This window comes from Streptomyces sp. Isolate_45, from assembly GCF_024721315.2.
Lineage (GTDB): Bacteria > Actinomycetota > Actinomycetes > Streptomycetales > Streptomycetaceae > Streptomyces.
In genome coordinates this window covers 1-17,103 of the sequence record NZ_JANFAK020000098.1, presented here as the reverse complement: position 1 = coordinate 17,103, position 17,103 = coordinate 1, and the positions used below count along the sequence as shown (strand labels likewise).

Here is a 17,103-nt window from a genome sequence, read left to right as displayed (position 1 = left end):
GCCCTGTCTCGGAGGACCCGACGCACGGGACGCCCATGTCACCCGCAACCGACAGCACGACGGACGAGGACGGCCCGGTCAGTGAGTCGGACGCGTTGCGCTCGCTGGCCGCGGGTGGCGGGGAGAGCGAAGCCGAAAGGGCCGAGGCACTGCGCGCCGGGGCCATCGCGGACCGCATCGCCGAGCGGCTGAACGCGGACGCGTCCGGGACCAGGATCGGCACACTGGCGCTCTTCAACGACACGGTGAGCTTCGGCGGCGGATTCAACCTCGGCGCCGGTCGTGGCCCGGCGGCCCCACGCGGATCCACAGGTACGGTGCCCCTGGCTGAGGATGAGATCACCGAGTACACGGATCTCTATGTACAGCCGGAGCGTTACGACGAAGCACTGGACGCGTTGTGCAAGCGGCATCTGCTGGTGCTGACCGGCTCGCCCGGTAGCGGGCGAACGGCCGCGGCCGTCAATCTGCTTGCCGAGGCGCTCGTGCTGAACAGTTCCTCGGACGGGGGCTGTCACCGTCTTCTCGACGCCGTGTCCATCGTCTCCCCCGCGTGGGAGCCCCCGGCAGAGCGGAGCGCCTGCATCGCCGTGCTGGACGGCTGTCCCGACGGGCTTTCGGCACGCGGACTCGCGGGTGCGGCATCGAAGCTCCGGGCTGCCGGGGCCCATCTCGTGCTCATCGGCGGCCCTGAGGTCGAAGCGGCGGTATCCGGTCCCGGCGGTGACGACCTCGCGTGGCACGGGCTGAGTCCGGTGGATCCACTCGCCGTGCTGGAGCGCCGGATACTCGGGCACGGCGCTGATCCCGAGCGCCGGGGCGAGCTGATGGCGTTGCTGGACGCCTCGGGCGCCTTGACCGCTCTGAGGGAACAGCCGCTGGCCTCCCATGCGGTGCGGCTCGCTTCGGTGGTCACAGCCGGCGGCGACCTGGCAGCGGCCGTCACCGCGTTACGTGACCCCAGCGATCAGGTCTACACGTGGTTCCGCACCCATCACGAGCCGGAGGCCATCGCCTTCGCACTCGCGGTCGCCGTGCTGGAGGGCAGCAGTTACCTCACCGTCGCCGATGCCGCGCTCCGCCTTCGCCAAGCCCTGTCGCCCGAGGAGCCGACGCCGCCGGATGTGCGTTTCCGGGACCGCCTGGAGCAGGACCAGCCCTGGATCGAGCTGGTCTTCCCCGGACCGGGGGAACTGCCCGGGTCTCCCCGGGTGCGTTTTCGCAGTGCGTTGGTGCGCCACGTGGTACTCACCTACGCGTGGACCACGCTGGACGGGCGCCGGGAAGCGGTGCTCCAGTGGTTGCGGCGACTGCTCGGCCACTCCGATCTGGAGGTCAGGGCCCAGGCAGCCGTCGCGAGCGGGGTGCTGGCCCGGTCCGACTACCACTACGCGGTGCACCGCTTCGTGAAGTCCTGGGCCGGAAGCACTTCGTGGCCTGTGCGGCAGGCTGCGGCAACGGCCATCGGCGTGGCCGGATCGACTCCCGCCACAGCCGATCCGGTCTGGGAGCTGCTGCACCAGTGGGCGGGCGGCGGCCACTCGGCGTACGAGCGGCGGCTGGCAGGCACCGCGGCCACCGCGGTCGGCGGGCTCTTCGGCCGCAACGCCCCGGATCGAGCCTTGGGCGTGCTGCGCAGTGCGCTGGACCGGGGGGACGACTGGGGCACATTGACCCCGGTCGCCTGGGGCGGGGTAAACCTGCTTCACCAGGGGCGCACACAGGAGGTACTGACCGCATACCTGCACTGGTCTCAGCCGCAGGACCAGTCGCCGATGGTCCTCAAGACGCTCTCGGCGTTCGTCTTCGCCGCTTCGACGCCGTACACCTCGGCCGTACCTGGCGCAGCGGGACCGGAGGGAGCCGTCGACGGCGTGCCGCTGCTCCTGAGCGTGCTGCCCCACCACCGCCGGGCACTGGCTGAGCTCTGGGGACGTGCACTGGCCCGCAAGCCCGTGCAGGAGCCGGCGTTCGCGGCCCTGCGCGGATGGATCGACACCTACGCCGACTCGTGCCCGGGAGGTCCGGCACCCCTGCGCACCCTGGTGCTCGACATCGCACGTCTCCCGGGCAAGCACCGGGAGCGCTTGCACTGGTGGCTGACGAAGTGGGCCGGCGACAGGGAACACCCCTCCGCGCGTGCCGAGGACCTGGCGCGCGCTCTTGAGCTGTGAGAGGAGAACGGTGACGGAACTGACCTACGACCCTGTGCTGGACCTCCAGCCCGTGCCGCGCTGGCGGCTCATCAACCCGCTGCGGCCCCCGGCCCCGGGGCGGGCGCTCGTCCTGGTGCCCGACAGCGGGGCCGCTCTGACGATCCTGCCGGGCGAAGAGATTCCGGCGGCCCGGTTCGGTTCGTACCAGAGCGTGTACACCGTCGATCTCGCTGAGCACCGGCTGATCCTGGACATTCCGCTACTCAGCAGGGACGCCACCTTCTCGTTCCGCAGCAGGGTCGATCTCGTCTGCCGGGTCGCCAATCCGGCCGAGGTCGTCCGGCGCGGCATCCGGGACATGAGCGGAGCCCTGTACGGGCACCTGCGCACGATGCTCCGGGCGGTGGCGCGGGAGTACGACGTCGCTGAATTCCACCAGGCGGAGCGGGCGTTGAACGCCTCGGTCAGCGGCTTCACGGGTGATTCGGCCGTACTGTTGCGCGGCCTTCATGTGGAACTGCTCATCGACGAGGACGAGATCGCCACCAGCGGACGGGAATTCCGCGATGTCGTACGGGAGACCAGGCTCGACGGAATGCGGCGCCGGCGCCATCTGGAGCTGATGCGGGACGAGGGCGTGGAAGGCATCATCGCCGAGATCATGGAGAGGGAGGGCCCGCGCGCCGCACTCGCCTGGGTCGAGAAAGGCCAGGCCGAGCAGCGGGAGGCACGTCTCCAGACCCTGCGCATGGTGCTGGAACGGGGAGACGCCGACCGTGAGCCGTTCGAGCAGGCGGAGCTCGAGCGAGCCGTGATCGACGGAATTCTCGGAGGCGAGGACGAGCCATTCGGCGGACCGCGGCGAGGACGCCTGCGAGGCGCTCTCTCCTCCGGACGCGACCCTCTGCTCTCGGCCCCCGGGCCAACGGGGGACGCGGGCCGTCCCTCGCCGGATCCCGGCCCTAGCGGACGTACGTCGCCTGCCGCGAAGCCCTGGACATCGGGGAGGACGCCCTTGCGGGGCGAGGTGGTGACACCGGGGTCGACGGTTCCGCCGGAAGACGAACCGGTACCGCCCACGACACCGCCGGGTCGGCCGGAAGCAGGCGGAGGGGGACGGGCCCCCGGTGACCGGCCGGCCTCCGGTACGGTCGGCATGGCCAAGCCCTCACGACTGCCCGGCCCCGCGCGCCACTCCGGATCGGAACGCCCCTACGACGCCGCCACCCCGGCGTCCGAGCAGCCCAGGCGGGTGAGCCGGGTACGGGGCACGGCGAAGCGGCAGCGCGGCGCGGACGGCGGCGAGCGAGCATGACTCCACCGCACCAGGATGCCGAGGACGACGGGTCCCGCATCATCGGCCGCGGTCCGGTCGCCCTGCCCTCCTCACCGTCCCGCGCGGAGGAGCGGCCGACGTTGCACGAAAGCGGCTCGGCCCACCTGCCGCCTTCCGGCGCACCGGCCACCGGTTCGTCATCACCACAGCCGACCGGTTCCGACGCACCGGGACCCCAGCCCGCCCCCCGGATGATCTGGGGCCACGGCACTCCCGGGCTCCACACCATCGGCGTATGGACAGAACGCGTGCCGGGGCGCGGCGAGGACGCCGAGCCGCTACTCGCCTACCACCTGACGACACATCGGGGCCTGATCGGCGTCTTCGACGGTTCGGGCGGCTCCGGTTCCTCGCCCGCCTGGCAGGCCCAGGACGGTGAGCAGCGGACGGGCGCGTGGGTAGGGGCACGCGTCGCCCGGCTCGCCATGGACTGCTGGTTCCAGGAGGTGACCACCGCAAGGGAAGCCGCCGATGCCGAAAACCTCAAGGGATACTTGGACTTCTTCCACGAGCGGGCCCCGAAGCGACGCAGCAAGATCGTCGGCAGGATGCGGCGCCAACTGCCGACCACCCTGGCCGCCATCGAATTCAGCCTGCCGCCAGAAGGCCAATTGGAAGGCCTGGCTCTGTGGGCCGGGGACTCCCGCGCCTATCTGCTGGACCCGGAGGCCGGGCTCCAGGTACTGACTCGGGACCACACCGAGGTGAGCGACGCGCTGGAACTGCTGCGTTCGGACCCGCCGATGACCAACACGGTTAGCGCGGACCGCGACTTCTACGTCCAGGAGCACTCGTTCAAGTTCCCGCTGCCCTGTGTCCTACTGACGGCCACGGACGGGTTCTACGGGTACGTCCACACCCCGGCGGACTTCGAGAACACCCTGCTGTCCACCCTGCGGCACGCGAACTGTGAGACGGAGTGGGCCGACCTGATCCGCCGGAGCGTGCAGGTCTACACCGCCGATGACGCCTCGCTCGGCCTCATCGCGCTCGGCTACAAGGACTTCGCGTGTCTACGGGACGCATTCGCCGCGCGCCAGCAGTTCATTGCCGGGTTCTGCCGGAAGAACCGGCCCACGCACACCGATCCGGCATCTGCTGTACGGGCCTGGCAGGACGACACCTGGCACGGCTACCGCACCGGCTACGAGGCATACCTGCCGGCACCGCAGGAGGAGCAGGCATGAAGCAGGGCGATGAGATCGCGGGATACCTCGTGGTCAGCGAGCCGACCAACGCCAACGGCGGAAAATGCATGTGGGCGTTCGCCGAGAAAGACGGCCATCAGTACTTCCTGAAGCGCTTCCTCGAACCCAAACGTCCGCGCGAGGGGTCCACCGCGAGTGCCGTCAGCCAGCGGATCCGCCTCCAAGTGTGCCAGGAGTTCGAGGACCGGCACCGCGGCATCATGAAGCGGCTGCGCCCGGACGCTGTCGGCGGCGGCAATCTGGTGCTGGCCACAGACTTCTTCCACGAGGGCAGCACGTACTACAAGGTCACCGAGCGGATCGACACCTCCAGCCTGGAGAAGCCCCAGGCACTGGAACCCCGGCAGAAGGCGGTGCTGCTGAAGACGCTGGCGCTGAGCCTCCAGCTGCTCCACGACATCGACGTGGTGCATGGTGACCTCAAGCCGCTGAATGTCCTGATCCAGAAGCGCGACAGGGTCGTGTTCTACTCGGCGAAGCTGATCGACTTCGACGACTCGTACGTGTCGGGCAGTCCCCCGGGCCGCCAGGAGGTCGCCGGGGACTCCTTGTACGGGGCACCAGAGTGGCGCCGGTACGTCCAGGAGGACGAGACCGTCCAGCCGGAGCATCTGACAACGGCGGTGGACGTCTTCGCGCTGGGCCTGATGACGCACTACTACCTGACCGGCGCGCTTCCGGGACACAGCACGCGGTACGGTTCCCCGGCCGACGCGGTCAACGCGGGTGAGGTATTGAACCTGGACCCGCGGCTCTCGGATTCCGTGCAGGGGCTCATCCGGGCGATGACCGCTCCAGTGCCGAGGAACCGTCCGCGGATCGCCACGTATCTCAAGGCGCTCACGGACCCGCAGGTGTGCGCCCTCGTACACCGGCGCCCGGGTACGGCCAAGCCGGCGAGGACGGAACCCGAGGCGCCGGGCCCGGCGGGCCCGAAGCCCGGGGCGGCCGACGACACCATCACGCGGACCAGCCGGATCAGAACCAACCTCGGCCGCGGCACGGTACCCGCACCCACGTCCCCGCCGTCGTCCACACCTCCTTCCCCGCCCCCCAGGGCGGCGAAGGAGGAAGGGGCAGCGCCGGCCGCCGGGCGGACATCGCGGGTCCGCATCAACCTCGGCGACCGCCGGCACACCTCGTAAGCCATCCGAGATCCTCGAGGAGACAAACCCGATGAACGGCAACATCGACCAGTACCAGGGCAATCTGCAGTATGCGGTCGACATCGTGTTGTGCATCGACGCGACCGGCAGCATGTTCCCGGTCCTAGACACGGTGAAGACCAGCGCGCTCCAGTTCCACGACCGGCTCAATGAGGTGATGGCCAAAAAGGGCAAGGCCATCAGCCAACTGCGGCTGAAGGTCATTGCGTTCCGCGATTTCGGTGACAACGCCGACGATGCCATCGAGCAGACGGGCTTCCTGGTGCTGCCCGACCAGTCGAAGGACTTCGAGGCATTCGTACGGGGCATCGACGCCGGGGGCGGAGGCGACATTCCGGAGTCAGGTCTCGAAGCGCTCGCTCTCGCGATCAACTCGCCCTGGGAGAAGGGGCTCGACCGTAGGCGGCACGTCATCGTGCTGTTCACGGACGCCCCCGCCCACCCTCTCGGGACGGTCGGGACCTCGACTCAGACCTATCCGGCCGGCATCCCGCGCACCATGGACGAGCTCTTCGAGCAGTGGGGCTATGCCCGCAGCCAGACGGCGGTGATGGAGCAGTCCGCGAAACGTCTGGTGCTGTTCGCTCCGGACGGAGCGCCGTGGCAGGACCCGATCGCCGAGGAATGGGACCTGACTCTGCATTTCGAGTCAAAGGCCGGCGCAGGACTGGAGGAATTCGAGATGGACGAGATCATCGAGACCATCGCGAACAGCCTGTGAACCTCGACCTCCCGGGCGCGTCGGTGAAGCTGGCCGACGGTACCTTCATCTTCAACTGGCACCGCTTCGGCGTGCTGGACCTCTCGGTGACACGCTGCACCTCGCTGCACAGCAGGGCTCATGGACAGCCGGGCGAAGTCCAGCTGATCTTCTGGTTCCGGCCGGAGGGGACGAGCGAGGGGGCGAGCGGGATGCTCATGGTACGGGTCGACGTTCCCACCCAGTACGCGGCTTCAGCCGTACGGTTCATGACGGAGGTTCGTGCCAGGTACGGCATCCTCGGTCCGCCGGACGACGGAGACCAGGAGGACGCCGTGAGCCGCATTCCTCGAGACGACCCGAACTGGATCACAGGGTCCACGAACGCGGACTCCGAGGAACTGTACGCGGAGATCTTCGACCGGATCACGACGGAGCCGGCACCCTGACCAGCTCGCGACAATAGGAGGGGAAGCGACGGTGGCCGGGGCCAACTGGCGCTGCACGGCATGCGACGTCTACAACGCGCCTGCCGCGAAAGCGTGTAAGGCATGCGATACGGACCGAAGTAGACCGCCTGCACGGAAACGGTCCCTTGCCGAGCCGTCGAGCAACTGGAACTGCGCCCAGTGCGGTACGAACAACGGTCAGGCCGATCTGAGCTGCATAGGTTGCGCGACCGGCTGGAAAGCGGCGACGAAGAAGGCTGCCCCAAAGGAGCCGTCACCGCGCAAGCCCGCCGCGAAGAGGGCGGCCGCGCCCAAGCCCACCACCGCGAAGAAGGCGGCAGCCCCCAGGAAGACGACCACCCGGAAGACGACTTCGAGCCCCACCGTGCCGCCCCGCCGCGAGCCGGCGGAGGTGTTCTACCCCTCGGCCGCCGGCGGGTACGCACCCCCGTCCACCGCCCCGGCCCCTCCACCGCCCGTCCCGGCCCCGCCGTACACCCCTCCGTACATGCCTCCTCCTTACACCGCTCCGTACCGCCCTCCTTCCTACGGGCCGCCGAAGCGGTCCGGTAAGGGCAAGGGCTGCGCCCTGGGGTGTCTCGGATTGTTCGTCGTGATGTTCCTGCTGCCGATGCTGTCCAGAGGCGTCCAGGATCTCCTGACGTCGGAGAGTGACGGCTCCCGCTCGGGCTCCGGCAGCCCGAAGCCCACGGCCGCCTCCTGCCCCGGCCGGATCGCCGAGGCCATCCCTGCCGGAGACGGGGCGGAGTTGGTCAAGGCGTTTCGAACGGAGAACAAACAGATCACGCTCTGTCGGACGAGTGGCGGAGGCCTCTACTACTACGGGGAGTTCAGCAACCAGCGCGAGCCGGGAATCGCCATGCCTGCCGAGGAGACAACGAGCGGCTTCGAGGCGCGCAACGACCCGTACAGCTACCGCATCGACGCGGACACCGTGACGGTCTACCGAGACGGCAACCGGATCGGCCGGGAAACACTCATCCCGGAACCGTCTCCGTCCTGAGGGGTCGCCGGTGCACCTCGTATGCCCAGTCCCGGTCGGGTCTCCCGTGGTCCGGCGCCGGAAGGCGCCACGGTTCCGCAGCGCCTCCCTAGCGGGTGCCATCTCGCCTCAGTGGTGGCCTTCGCCGGGCTCCTGGTCTGCGCCCGGAAGCGGCGCGGCCTCCCGGCCAGGCGGGCGGCCTGACCAATGGCCGACTGGCGCCGGCGCGAGACCTGGATCCGGGCAAGCAGCCCCTGTTCTTCCTGTTGCTGGGCTTCCTCGGGTCGTTCCTCTTCATCCGCCTCTGCGTCTGGTTGATCCGTGCGGAGGTCTTCTGGTGGCCGAAGAAGGTCACTCCCGACGGGCTGCACATCCGCCATGTGGTCTTCGGCGTGGTCTTCACGATCATCGCCGCGCTGGGGCCGGCCTCCCCGATCGGCGGTACGCGTCCGTGGGCAGCTCATCGAGGCCGCGCTCTTCGGGATCGACACGGCGCTGGTCCTGGACGCGTTCGCGCTGATCCTGCACCTGCGGGACGTCTACTGGCCCGAGGAGAGAAGGCTTTCGGTGGTCGGCGCGGGGGTGTGCGGGCTGCGGCTGTACGTACGCGGTGGTGGTAGCGGACAATGCGGGATTTACGCTGGTGACGCTCGCCAAGAGCAAGGCTTTCACCGGCCTACTGGGAATCATGGTCCCGGTCTTCACCGTGATCGGCGGTGCGGCTGGTGCAGGCCCTGTACCTCCAGCAGCCCAAGAACCTGCTGTGACCGGCAGCCCAAGCTCCGAGTCTCCTGTGCAGGGTGGGAGGCCGCCGACTTCCCCACTGCCGTCTCCGAGGGTCAGCAACGGCGGGACATGATCGGGACCGATGCTGACCACTTGCTGACGTGGGCCCCAACAGCACGGCGCTGACCTGCGGAAACACCCAGATACTAGGTGTTGGACTTGAACATGGTACGAAGCATGCGGAAACTCCCGGATTGTCTGCTCCCTGCCCGCTTTCCGCAGGTCAAGGGCGGTCTCCGCAGCCTACAACGAGTCGCCCGCCCGGTCAGCTCCCCCGGGTGTTCGGGGCCGGCTTCGGTCGTTCCGGGCCGGTTCCGGATGCTCCGGGTCGGCGCCCGCGTCGGTGGAGCGTTTCGAGGGCCTCCACCAGGACCCGGGGGTCGCGGCGGCCCGCGAAGACGGGCGGCGGTCCGGTGTCGAGGTGGAGCAGGCCCGCCACCGCGGTCCAGGCGGTGCGCACGGAGTACTCGACGGTGAAGACGACGTCGTCGGGCACTTCCGCGTACTGGCCGATGAAGGCGAGGTTCGTCGACTTCTCCGGCACGACCTGCGGCCGGTCCCCTTGGCCGCGGACCAGGAACTGGCTGGTGATGTACGGCATCAGGGCGGGGATGACGATCGAGGTGTCGAGGATCCGGGGGGCCTGTTCGAAGCGCAGGTGGTGCAGGACCTCGTCGAGGATCTCCCTGCCGGTGCAGTCCCGCATCGGCTTCCTGACGAAGTCGCCCTCCCGGTCGGGGAAGAGCCCGTATCCCCACCACACGAAGGTGTCGTCGGGTTGGTCGCGGAAGTGGGGCTGGTGGTTGAGGACGATGGTCAGCAGCCAGGCGGAGTCCTTGAAGGTGATCAGGCCGCCCTTGCCGGCCTCGCTGCCGCTGAAGTCCTCCATCAGCTTGAAGAAGGTGGGGTCCTGCGTGGTGACGGTGAATGAGCCCCAGCAGGAGTCAGCGGGCGAGGAGTTGAAGACCGCGGGGTTGCCCAGGCCGGGCCGTTTCGCGGCGAGGGTCTCCCACAAGGTCCAGGAGCCGCCCGGGTCGGACGCGTCGAGGACGGCCGGGGTGTCGGTCGCGCCCAGGGCGGAGCCGGCTGTCATCGAGCCGTTGGTGACCATGACCAGGTCGTCGGGACCGACCGCGATCTCCTCGTCGCGTCCCGCGCGGGTGACGGCGAGGGCGGTGACGGTGAGCGCGTCGCCGCGGCCGCTCCCTTCCCCTTGCCCTTCCCCTTGCCCGGCGAGCGTCAGGTCCGTGACCCGGGTGCCGAGGCGTACGGTGACGCCCTGGTCGGTGAGCCACTTCAGTAGGGGCCGCACGATCGAGTCGAACTGGTTGAAGCGGGTCCGGTAGATCCCCGACATGGTGTCGAACGTCTTGAAGAGGTGGACGAACCGATTCAGGTAGCGGTGGAACTCGACGGCGCTGTGCCAGGGTTCGAACGCGAAGGTGGTGCACCACATCCACCAGAAGTTCGTGCGGAAGAAGCCCTCGTTGAAGCAGTCGGTGATCCGCTTGCCGTCCAACTGGCGTTCCGGCGTCGCCGCGCACTTGATCAGCTCCAGCCGGTCCCGCTCGGAGAAGCCCATGCCGTGCGCGTCGACGATCCTGCCGTCGGCGTCGACCAGCCGGGCGTGGTCGTCCCACGCGAAGTCCTCGTGGAAGGCGAAGGTGTCCGCCGTCACGGACTTGGACGGGTCGTCCAGGGAGGGGATGGAGCGGAGCAGGTCGTAGGTGCACTCGAAGTGCAGTTCGAACATGCGTCCGCCGCGCATGGTGTAGCCCGTCGCGGGCGAGCCGGCCGCGTCCAGACTGCCGCCCTCGCGGTCCTGCTCCTCCAGGAGCACGATGTCGGACCCCGCGAACCCGCCGTCCCGGATCAGGAACGCCGCGGCCGACAGGGCCGCGATCCCGCTGCCCACCAGGTACGCCTTCGCCATGCCGGAACTCCCTCCACCGGACACCGGCCGTTCGCCGCCGCTCCCTGTGCACGATAGGGGCGTGCCCGGCGGCCCGCCCGTCGAGCCCGGAGCACCGACCGACCGGGGTCGATCACCGGGGCCGATCACCGCAGCCGATCACCGGGGGCCGGTCGGCCGGTCAGTGGCCGGCCGCGACCTTGACCGCCGCGACCGCCGTGCCGATCGCCGCGTCGATACCGCCGGCCAGGAGGGCGAAGGCGGTGCCGCCGCCCATGCGGATGCCTCCGTAGCAGCCCCACGCGAACAGGGTGGCGACGTTGACCCCGGCCGCCGTCAGGAGGGCCGTCTCGACGTACATCACGCCGAGGGCGGCGAGGCCGATCAGGATCAGCGGGCCGACCGCGGACAACAGCAGCGGGCTGCTCACGAAGAGCATGGTGCGCAGCTCGCGTCCCCGGGCGAGGGCGCCGTGCGTCACCCGGTGGGCCTGCTGGTCGGCCACGAGGGCGGCCAGCCAGAGGCCGGCCGAGGCCGTGACCACCGTCAGGGCGGCGCCGAGGGCGTCCACGTGGTCGCTCGCCGCGAGCCCGATGACGACGGAGATCATGGTGATCGTCGCGTAGAGCCGTTCCTTGAGGTGGGCCGCGGCCGTCTGCGGGTCCACCTCGTCTGCCGTACGTTCCGCCACGGCCACACCGTACGGCGCGCTCGTGGCGGAGCACGGGAGCAACACAGCCCGGCTCCGCGCCGGGGGCGGGCGATCGGGCCCTGCCGCGGGTTGCGGCCGAGCGGCCCCTTGGGGGCGCGCTTTCGAGTGACAGCCCCGCACGGCTGCGGGCGCCGCGCCGTGACCGTACCCGACCATCTCAGGCGGCCGGTCATGTTCCGGTCACGAACCGCGAATCAGGCCGGGCGCGATGCCGTTCCGGCGTCGGGCCGCCGCTGGGAGTTCACGTGTACGTCCTGCTCGTCGCGAGTGCGTTCAACAGTCTCACGCAGCGGGTCCACGCCGAGCTGCGGGACCACGGTCACCGGGTGGCGGTCGAACTGGCCCTGCCCCACGTCTCCCTGACGGACGCCGTCCGCCGCCACGCCCCCGACCTCGTGATCGCGCCGATGCTCAGGACGGCGATCCCCGAGGAGGTGTGGGCGTCGCACACCTGCCTGGTCGTGCATCCGGGGCCGGTCGGTGACCGGGGTCCGTCGTCCCTCGACCGGGCCGTACAGGAGCGGGTGGCCCGCTGGGGCGTCACCGTCCTGCAGGCGGGTGCGGAGATGGACGCCGGTGACGTGTGGGCCTCCGTGGAGTGCGCCGTGCCCCCGGTCGGCAAGAGCGACCTGTACCGGGGCGAGATCGCCGACGCCGCCCTGGAGGCCGTCCTGCTCGCCGTCGACCGCTTCGCCTCCGGTACGCACACCCCGCGGCCGCAGGACCCGGCGACCGCCCGGACCCGTCCCCACCTGCGCCAGGAGTGCCGCCGCATCGACTGGGAGGTGGACTCCACCGAGCGGGTCCTGCGCGTGCTGCGGGCCGCCGACTCCCAGCCGGGCGTACGGGACGAGCTCCTCGGCGGCGAGTGGTACCTGCACGGCGGCCACCCGGAGGACCGCCTGCGCGGCCGGCCCGGGGAGTTGCTCGCGACCCGGGCGGGGGCGGTGTGCCGGGCCACGACCGACGGCGCGGTGTGGATCCCGGAGCTGCGGGCCCGCCGCACCCCGGGCGGCCCGGTTCCCCTCAAGCTGCCCGCCGACGTCGCGCTCGCCGACCGGTTGCCCGCGCTACGGGAACGCCCGGCGCCGCTGCACACCAACCCGGGCCGGCGCACGTGGTCCGACATCGGTTACCGGGAGGAAGGGCAGACGGGCTTCCTGTCCTTCGCGTTCCCCGGCGGGGCCATGAGCACGGACCGGTGCCGGCGGCTGCTGGAGGCGTACCGGACGGCCTGTACCCGTCCCACTTCGGTGCTGGTCCTGGGCGGCGGGCGGGACTTCTTCTCGAACGGCATCCATCTGGGCGTGATCGAGGCGGCGCAGGACCCGGCCGAGGAGTCCTGGGCCAACATCAACGCCATGGACGACCTGGTGGAGGCCGTCCTGACCACCACCGACCGGCTGGTCGTCGCCGCGCTCGGCGGCAACGCGGCCGCCGGAGGGGCGTTCCTGGCGCTCGCCGCCGACGAGGTGTGGTGCCGTTCGGGGGTCGTGCTGAACCCGCACTACCGCCTGATGGGCCTGCACGGTTCGGAGTACTGGACGTACACCCTCCCGCGCCGCGTGGGGGCGGGTGTCGCGGAGCGGCTCACCTCGGAGGCGCTCCCGCTGAGCGCGGACGCCGCCGTCGGGCTCGGGCTGGTCGACCGTACGCTCCCCTGCTCGCCGGCGGCGTTCGCGGTCGCGACGGCCCGGCTGGCGGCGCAGCTCGCGGCGCTGCCCGCCACCCAGTCCAGGATCGCGGCGAAGAAGGAGCGGCGCGAGCGGGACGAGGCGGCCCGGCCGCTGGCCGCGTACCGGGAGGCGGAGCTGGCGGCGATGCGCCGGACCTTCTTCGACCCCGCGGCTCCGTACCACGCGCTGCGGCGGGCCTTCGTGCGCAAGGAGACGCCCACGGCCACGCCGGAACACCTCGCGCGCGCCGTGCCGGGCCGGCAGGCGACGGCGCCTCCCGCGCGGCCGGGCGCCGACGCGGGCAACGCGGGCAACGGGGGCAACGGGGGCAACGCGGGCGTCAGCGGTGTCCCGCGGGGCTCCGGTACGGCCGGCGTCACTGGACTGGCCGCACATGACGGAGCACCCCGGCCGGCGGGCTGTTAGCAAGAAAGGTGGGATCCGCGGAGACCGGCACCCTCCGCTCCCCCTCCCCGATCTTCTCCCCAAGGAGCCCCAAGGAGGCATCCCCGTGGATGCAGCAACGCAGGACCCGGTTGAGGACCCCCCGATCCACATCCTCTGGATCAACGCGGGGCTGAGCTGTGACGGCGACTCCGTGTCGCTGACGGCCGCGATGCAGCCGAGCATCGAGGAGATCGTGATGGGGGTGCTGCCGGGTCTGCCCAAGATCGCCGTGCACTGGCCCCTGATCGACTTCGAGTGCGGTCCCGTCGGCGGCGCCGACACGTTCATCGAGTGGTTCTTCAAGGGCGAGCGGGGCGAGATCGACCCGTTCGTGCTCGTCGTCGAGGGTTCGATCCCGAACGAGAGCATCAAGCCCGAGGGGTACTGGTGCGGTTTCGGTGACGACCCGGAGACCGGCCAGCCCATCACCACCAGCGAGTGGATCGACCGGCTGGCGCCCAAGGCCCTCGCGGTCGTCGCGATCGGCACCTGCGCCACGTACGGCGGCATCCACGCGATGGAGGGCAACCCCACCGGCGCCATGGGCGTGCCCGACTACCTGGGGTGGGACTGGAAGTCGAAGGCCGGGATCCCGATCGTGTGCGTACCGGGTTGCCCGATCCAGCCGGACAACTTCTCGGAGACGCTGACCTACCTGCTGTACCAGGCGGCCGGCTCCGCCCCGATGATCCCGTTGGACGACAAGCTGCGTCCCACCTGGTTGTTCGGGGCGACCGTCCACGAGGGTTGCGACCGGGCCGGGTACTACGAGCAGGGCCAGTTCGCGCACACCTACGACTCCCCCAAGTGCCTGGTGAAGCTCGGCTGTTGGGGCCCGGTCGTCAAGTGCAACGTGCCCAAGCGCGGCTGGATGAACGGGATCGGCGGCTGTCCGAACGTCGGCGGCATCTGCATCGCGTGCACGATGCCCGGCTTCCCCGACAAGTTCATGCCGTTCATGGACGAGCCTCCCGGCGCGAAGGTCTCCAGCAAGGCCAGCGGCGCGTACGGGGCGGTCGTCCGCAGGCTGCGGGCGATCACGTTGCACACCGTGGACCAGGAACCGAAGTGGCGGCACACCGGCGGAAAGCTGACCACGGGCTACCGCCCGCCCTGGTGACGGCCCGGCACGTCCCCATCCCGTTCAGGAACTCGGCACCGAAGAAGGGTCACGGCAGAGACGATGGCACCGAAGACGAAGGCGGCCGCGGACGGCAGCGGTCTGGTGGAGATGGCCTGGGATCCGATCACCCGGATCGTGGGCAGTCTCGGCATCCACACGAAGATCGACTTCAAGCAGAAGCGGGTCGCGGAGTGCTACAGCACCTCCTCGGTCTTCCGCGGGTACAGCGTCTTCATGCGCGGCAAGGACCCCCGGGACGCGCACTTCATCACCAGCCGCATCTGCGGGATCTGCGGTGACAACCACGCGACGTGCTCCGTGTACGCGCAGAACATGGCCTACGGGGTGAAGCCGCCCCACCTCGCCGAGTGGATCATCAACCTGGGCGAGTCCGCGGAGTACATGTTCGACCACAACATCTTCCAGGAGAACCTGGTCGGGGTCGACTACTGCGAGAAGATGGTCCGTGAGACCAACCCCGGCGTCCTGGAGCTGGCCGAGCGCACGCCCGCTCCGCACGCCGGGGAACACGGCTTCAAGACCATCGCCGACATCATGCGCTCGCTCAACCCCATCGAGGGCGAGTTCTACCGCGAGGCGCTGCAGGTCAGCCGCTACACGCGGGAGATGTTCTGCCTGATGGAGGGCCGTCACGTGCACCCCTCCACGCTCTACCCGGGCGGCGTCGGCACGATCGCCTCGGTCCAACTGTTCACGGACTACATGAGCCGCCTCATGCGGTACTGCGAGTTCATGAAGCGCGTGGTGCCCCTGCACGACGACCTGTTCGACTTCTTCTACGAGGCCCTGCCGGGCTACGAGGAAGTCGGCCGGCGCCGGGTGCTGCTGGGTTGTTGGGGTGCGCTCAACGACCCCGAGCACTGCGACTTCACGTACGCCAACATGACCGACTGGGGACGCAAGATGTTCGTCACCCCGGGCGTGGTGGTGGACGGCAAGTTGGTCACCAACGACCTCACCGAGATCAACCTCGGCATCCGCATCCTGCTGGGCAGCTCGTACTACGACGACTGGGAGGGCCGGGAGCAGTTCGTCACGCACGACCCGCTCGGCAACCCGGTCGACCCGCGTCACCCGTGGAACCAGCACACCATCCCGGCCCCGCAGAAGCGGAACTTCGACGACAAGTACAGCTGGGTGATGTCGCCCCGCTGGTTCGACGGCAAGGACCACCTCGCCCTGGACACCGGGGGCGGCCCCCTCGCCCGCCTGTGGTCGACGGCCCTGTCCGGCCTGGTCCACACCGACTACGTCCAGGCCACCGGGCACAGCGTCGTCATCACCCTGCCCCGGACGATGACCAAGCCCGAGACCCGCTTCGAGTGGAAGATCCCGAAGTGGAGCAACGCGCTGGAACGCAACCGCGCCCGCACGTACTTCCAGGCGTACGCCGCCGCCATCGCGCTGCACTGCGCCGAGAAGGGCCTGGCCGAGGTCCGCGCCGGGCGCACCCAGACCTGGGAGAAGTTCGAGGTGCCGGACGAGGGTCTGGGCGTCGGCTTCACCGAGGCCGTGCGCGGGGTCCTCTCGCACCACATGGTGATCCGCGACGGCAAGATCGCCAACTACCACCCCTACCCGCCGACCCCGTGGAACGCGAGCACCCGCGACACCTTCGGCACACCGGGGCCGTACGAGGACGCGGTGCAGAACACCCCGATCTTCGAGGAGAACACCCCGGAGAACTTCAAGGGCATCGACATCATGCGGGCCGTGCGCAGCTTCGACCCCTGTCTGCCGTGCGGCGTCCACATGTACGTCGGCGGCGGCAAGACCGTGAAGACGATGCACGTCCCCACCGGCCTGAGCGGACTGGGCGGATGAGCGCCCCGACCGACGCCCGGCAGGCGGGACAGCGGGTGGACGAGGTGCTCGACCGGATCGCCGGGTCCGGTGACCGGGAGGCGTGCGCGGCGGCCGAGGAACTGGTGCGCGTCCTCATGGACTTCTACGGTGCCGGGCTCGCCCGGATCGTGGAACGGCTCGGCGCCACGGGCGGCGTCGTGCCGGGCGGTCCGGCGGGCGGGCTGCCGGCGGAACTGCTCGACGACGAGCTCGTGGCGAGCCTGCTGACCCTGCACGACCTGCACCCGGAGGACGTGCACACCCGCATCGCGCGGGCTCTGGACCACGCGGGCGACCCGGTGGAGCTGCTCGGCTTCGACGAGAGCACCGGGGTGCTGCGGCTGCGGCCCGCGGCGGCGGGTTCCGGCTGCGGCTGCTCCTCCGGGGCCGGCTCCGCGGCCGGTTCCGGTGCGCCGCGGACGGTCGAGGACACCCTCGCCGCCTTCGCTCCCGAGGTGACCCGGGTGGAGCTCGAGGCGGCCGCCGCGCCGCAGCCGGCCCTGCTCCAGATCTCCGCCCGCCCGCCGGCCCCGGCGCGGGTCCCGTGAGCGGGCCCGCCGCGG

14 protein-coding genes are annotated in these 17,103 nt (G+C 70.2%); 11 read left to right on the top strand and 3 right to left on the bottom strand.

Going from position 1 to position 17,103, the window contains the following annotated elements; genetic code table 11:
* Positions 1 to 35: 35 nt before the first annotated feature.
* Genes NOD94_RS27005 through NOD94_RS26980 form a run of 6 tightly spaced genes read left to right on the top strand, consistent with a single transcriptional unit; the run spans position 36 to position 7,015 of the window.
* Positions 36 to 2,174, top strand: coding sequence for a hypothetical protein (locus tag NOD94_RS27005; protein ID WP_281208714.1), 2,139 nt, complete (start codon positions 36 to 38; stop codon positions 2,172 to 2,174).
* Between the two features lie 10 nt (positions 2,175 to 2,184).
* Positions 2,185 to 3,471 (top strand): hypothetical protein, encoded by a 1,287-nt coding sequence (locus tag NOD94_RS27000; protein ID WP_281208713.1) that lies wholly within the window; start codon positions 2,185 to 2,187, stop codon positions 3,469 to 3,471.
* A complete protein-coding gene (locus NOD94_RS26995) occupies positions 3,468 to 4,679 on the top strand; it encodes a serine/threonine protein phosphatase (protein WP_281208712.1) in 1,212 nt (403 codons plus the stop codon). The genes NOD94_RS27000 and NOD94_RS26995 overlap by 4 nt, the downstream gene beginning before the upstream one ends.
* Positions 4,676 to 5,845 (top strand): protein kinase, encoded by a 1,170-nt coding sequence (locus NOD94_RS26990; RefSeq protein ID WP_281208711.1) that lies wholly within the window; start codon positions 4,676 to 4,678, stop codon positions 5,843 to 5,845. Before NOD94_RS26995 ends, NOD94_RS26990 begins: the two co-directional genes overlap by 4 nt.
* 31 nt (positions 5,846 to 5,876) lie before the next feature.
* Positions 5,877 to 6,587, top strand: coding sequence for a vWA domain-containing protein (locus tag NOD94_RS26985; RefSeq protein WP_281208710.1), 711 nt, complete (start codon positions 5,877 to 5,879; stop codon positions 6,585 to 6,587).
* Positions 6,584 to 7,015, top strand: a complete 432-nt coding sequence (locus NOD94_RS26980; RefSeq protein ID WP_281208709.1) for a hypothetical protein — start codon at positions 6,584 to 6,586, stop codon at positions 7,013 to 7,015. The genes NOD94_RS26985 and NOD94_RS26980 overlap by 4 nt, the downstream gene beginning before the upstream one ends.
* A gap of 198 nt (positions 7,016 to 7,213) precedes the next feature.
* Here NOD94_RS26980 and NOD94_RS26975 read toward each other — a convergent pair whose 3' ends face one another.
* A complete protein-coding gene (locus NOD94_RS26975; RefSeq protein ID WP_281208708.1) occupies positions 7,214 to 7,399 on the bottom strand; it encodes a hypothetical protein in 186 nt (61 codons plus the stop codon).
* Between the two features lie 124 nt (positions 7,400 to 7,523).
* On the opposite strand from NOD94_RS26975, the gene NOD94_RS26970 reads away from it, so the two are divergent.
* Positions 7,524 to 8,039 carry a hypothetical protein gene (locus tag NOD94_RS26970; protein WP_281208707.1) on the top strand — a complete coding sequence of 172 codons (516 nt, stop codon included), beginning with the start codon at positions 7,524 to 7,526 and terminating at the stop codon, positions 8,037 to 8,039.
* A 1,030-nt stretch (positions 8,040 to 9,069) separates the two neighbouring features.
* Here the strand turns inward: NOD94_RS26970 and NOD94_RS26965 are convergent.
* Together NOD94_RS26965 and NOD94_RS26960 are read right to left on the bottom strand one after the other, a co-directional pair.
* Positions 9,070 to 10,737 (bottom strand): oleate hydratase, encoded by a 1,668-nt coding sequence (locus tag NOD94_RS26965; RefSeq protein ID WP_281208706.1) that lies wholly within the window; start codon positions 10,735 to 10,737, stop codon positions 9,070 to 9,072.
* 160 nt (positions 10,738 to 10,897) lie between these two features.
* Positions 10,898 to 11,407, bottom strand: a complete 510-nt coding sequence (locus tag NOD94_RS26960) for a hypothetical protein (protein WP_281208705.1) — start codon at positions 11,405 to 11,407, stop codon at positions 10,898 to 10,900.
* Positions 11,408 to 11,673: 266 nt separating this feature from the next.
* Between NOD94_RS26960 and NOD94_RS26955 the strand changes: the two genes are divergently transcribed.
* From NOD94_RS26955 to NOD94_RS26940, 4 genes are all read left to right on the top strand, one after another.
* A complete protein-coding gene (locus tag NOD94_RS26955) occupies positions 11,674 to 13,530 on the top strand; it encodes a hydrogenase maturation protein (protein WP_281208704.1) in 1,857 nt (618 codons plus the stop codon).
* Between the two features lie 85 nt (positions 13,531 to 13,615).
* Complete coding sequence (locus NOD94_RS26950; RefSeq protein ID WP_281208703.1) at positions 13,616 to 14,671, top strand: hydrogenase expression protein HypE; 1,056 nt, start codon at positions 13,616 to 13,618, stop codon at positions 14,669 to 14,671.
* A gap of 63 nt (positions 14,672 to 14,734) precedes the next feature.
* On the top strand, positions 14,735 to 16,519 hold the full coding sequence (locus tag NOD94_RS26945; protein WP_281208702.1) for a nickel-dependent hydrogenase large subunit: 1,785 nt from the start codon (positions 14,735 to 14,737) through the stop codon (positions 16,517 to 16,519).
* A complete protein-coding gene (locus NOD94_RS26940; RefSeq protein ID WP_281208701.1) occupies positions 16,516 to 17,088 on the top strand; it encodes a hypothetical protein in 573 nt (190 codons plus the stop codon). Before NOD94_RS26945 ends, NOD94_RS26940 begins: the two co-directional genes overlap by 4 nt.
* Positions 17,089 to 17,103: the final 15 nt, after the last annotated feature.

Excerpts from the sequence above, each read along its gene's own strand:
- NOD94_RS26945 (WP_281208702.1), top strand. The coding sequence starts at position 14,735 with ATGGCACCGAAGACGAAGGCGGCCGCGGACGGCAGCGGTCTGGTGGAG.
- NOD94_RS26995 (WP_281208712.1), top strand. The coding sequence starts at position 3,468 with ATGACTCCACCGCACCAGGATGCCGAGGACGACGGGTCCCGCATCATC.
- NOD94_RS26990 (WP_281208711.1), top strand. The coding sequence starts at position 4,676 with ATGAAGCAGGGCGATGAGATCGCGGGATACCTCGTGGTCAGCGAGCCG.
- NOD94_RS26940 (WP_281208701.1), top strand. The coding sequence starts at position 16,516 with ATGAGCGCCCCGACCGACGCCCGGCAGGCGGGACAGCGGGTGGACGAG.
- NOD94_RS26965 (WP_281208706.1), bottom strand. The coding sequence starts at position 10,737 with ATGGCGAAGGCGTACCTGGTGGGCAGCGGGATCGCGGCCCTGTCGGCC.
- NOD94_RS27005 (WP_281208714.1), top strand. The coding sequence starts at position 36 with ATGTCACCCGCAACCGACAGCACGACGGACGAGGACGGCCCGGTCAGT.
- NOD94_RS26985 (WP_281208710.1), top strand. The coding sequence starts at position 5,877 with ATGAACGGCAACATCGACCAGTACCAGGGCAATCTGCAGTATGCGGTC.
- NOD94_RS26970 (WP_281208707.1), top strand. The coding sequence starts at position 7,524 with ATGCCTCCTCCTTACACCGCTCCGTACCGCCCTCCTTCCTACGGGCCG.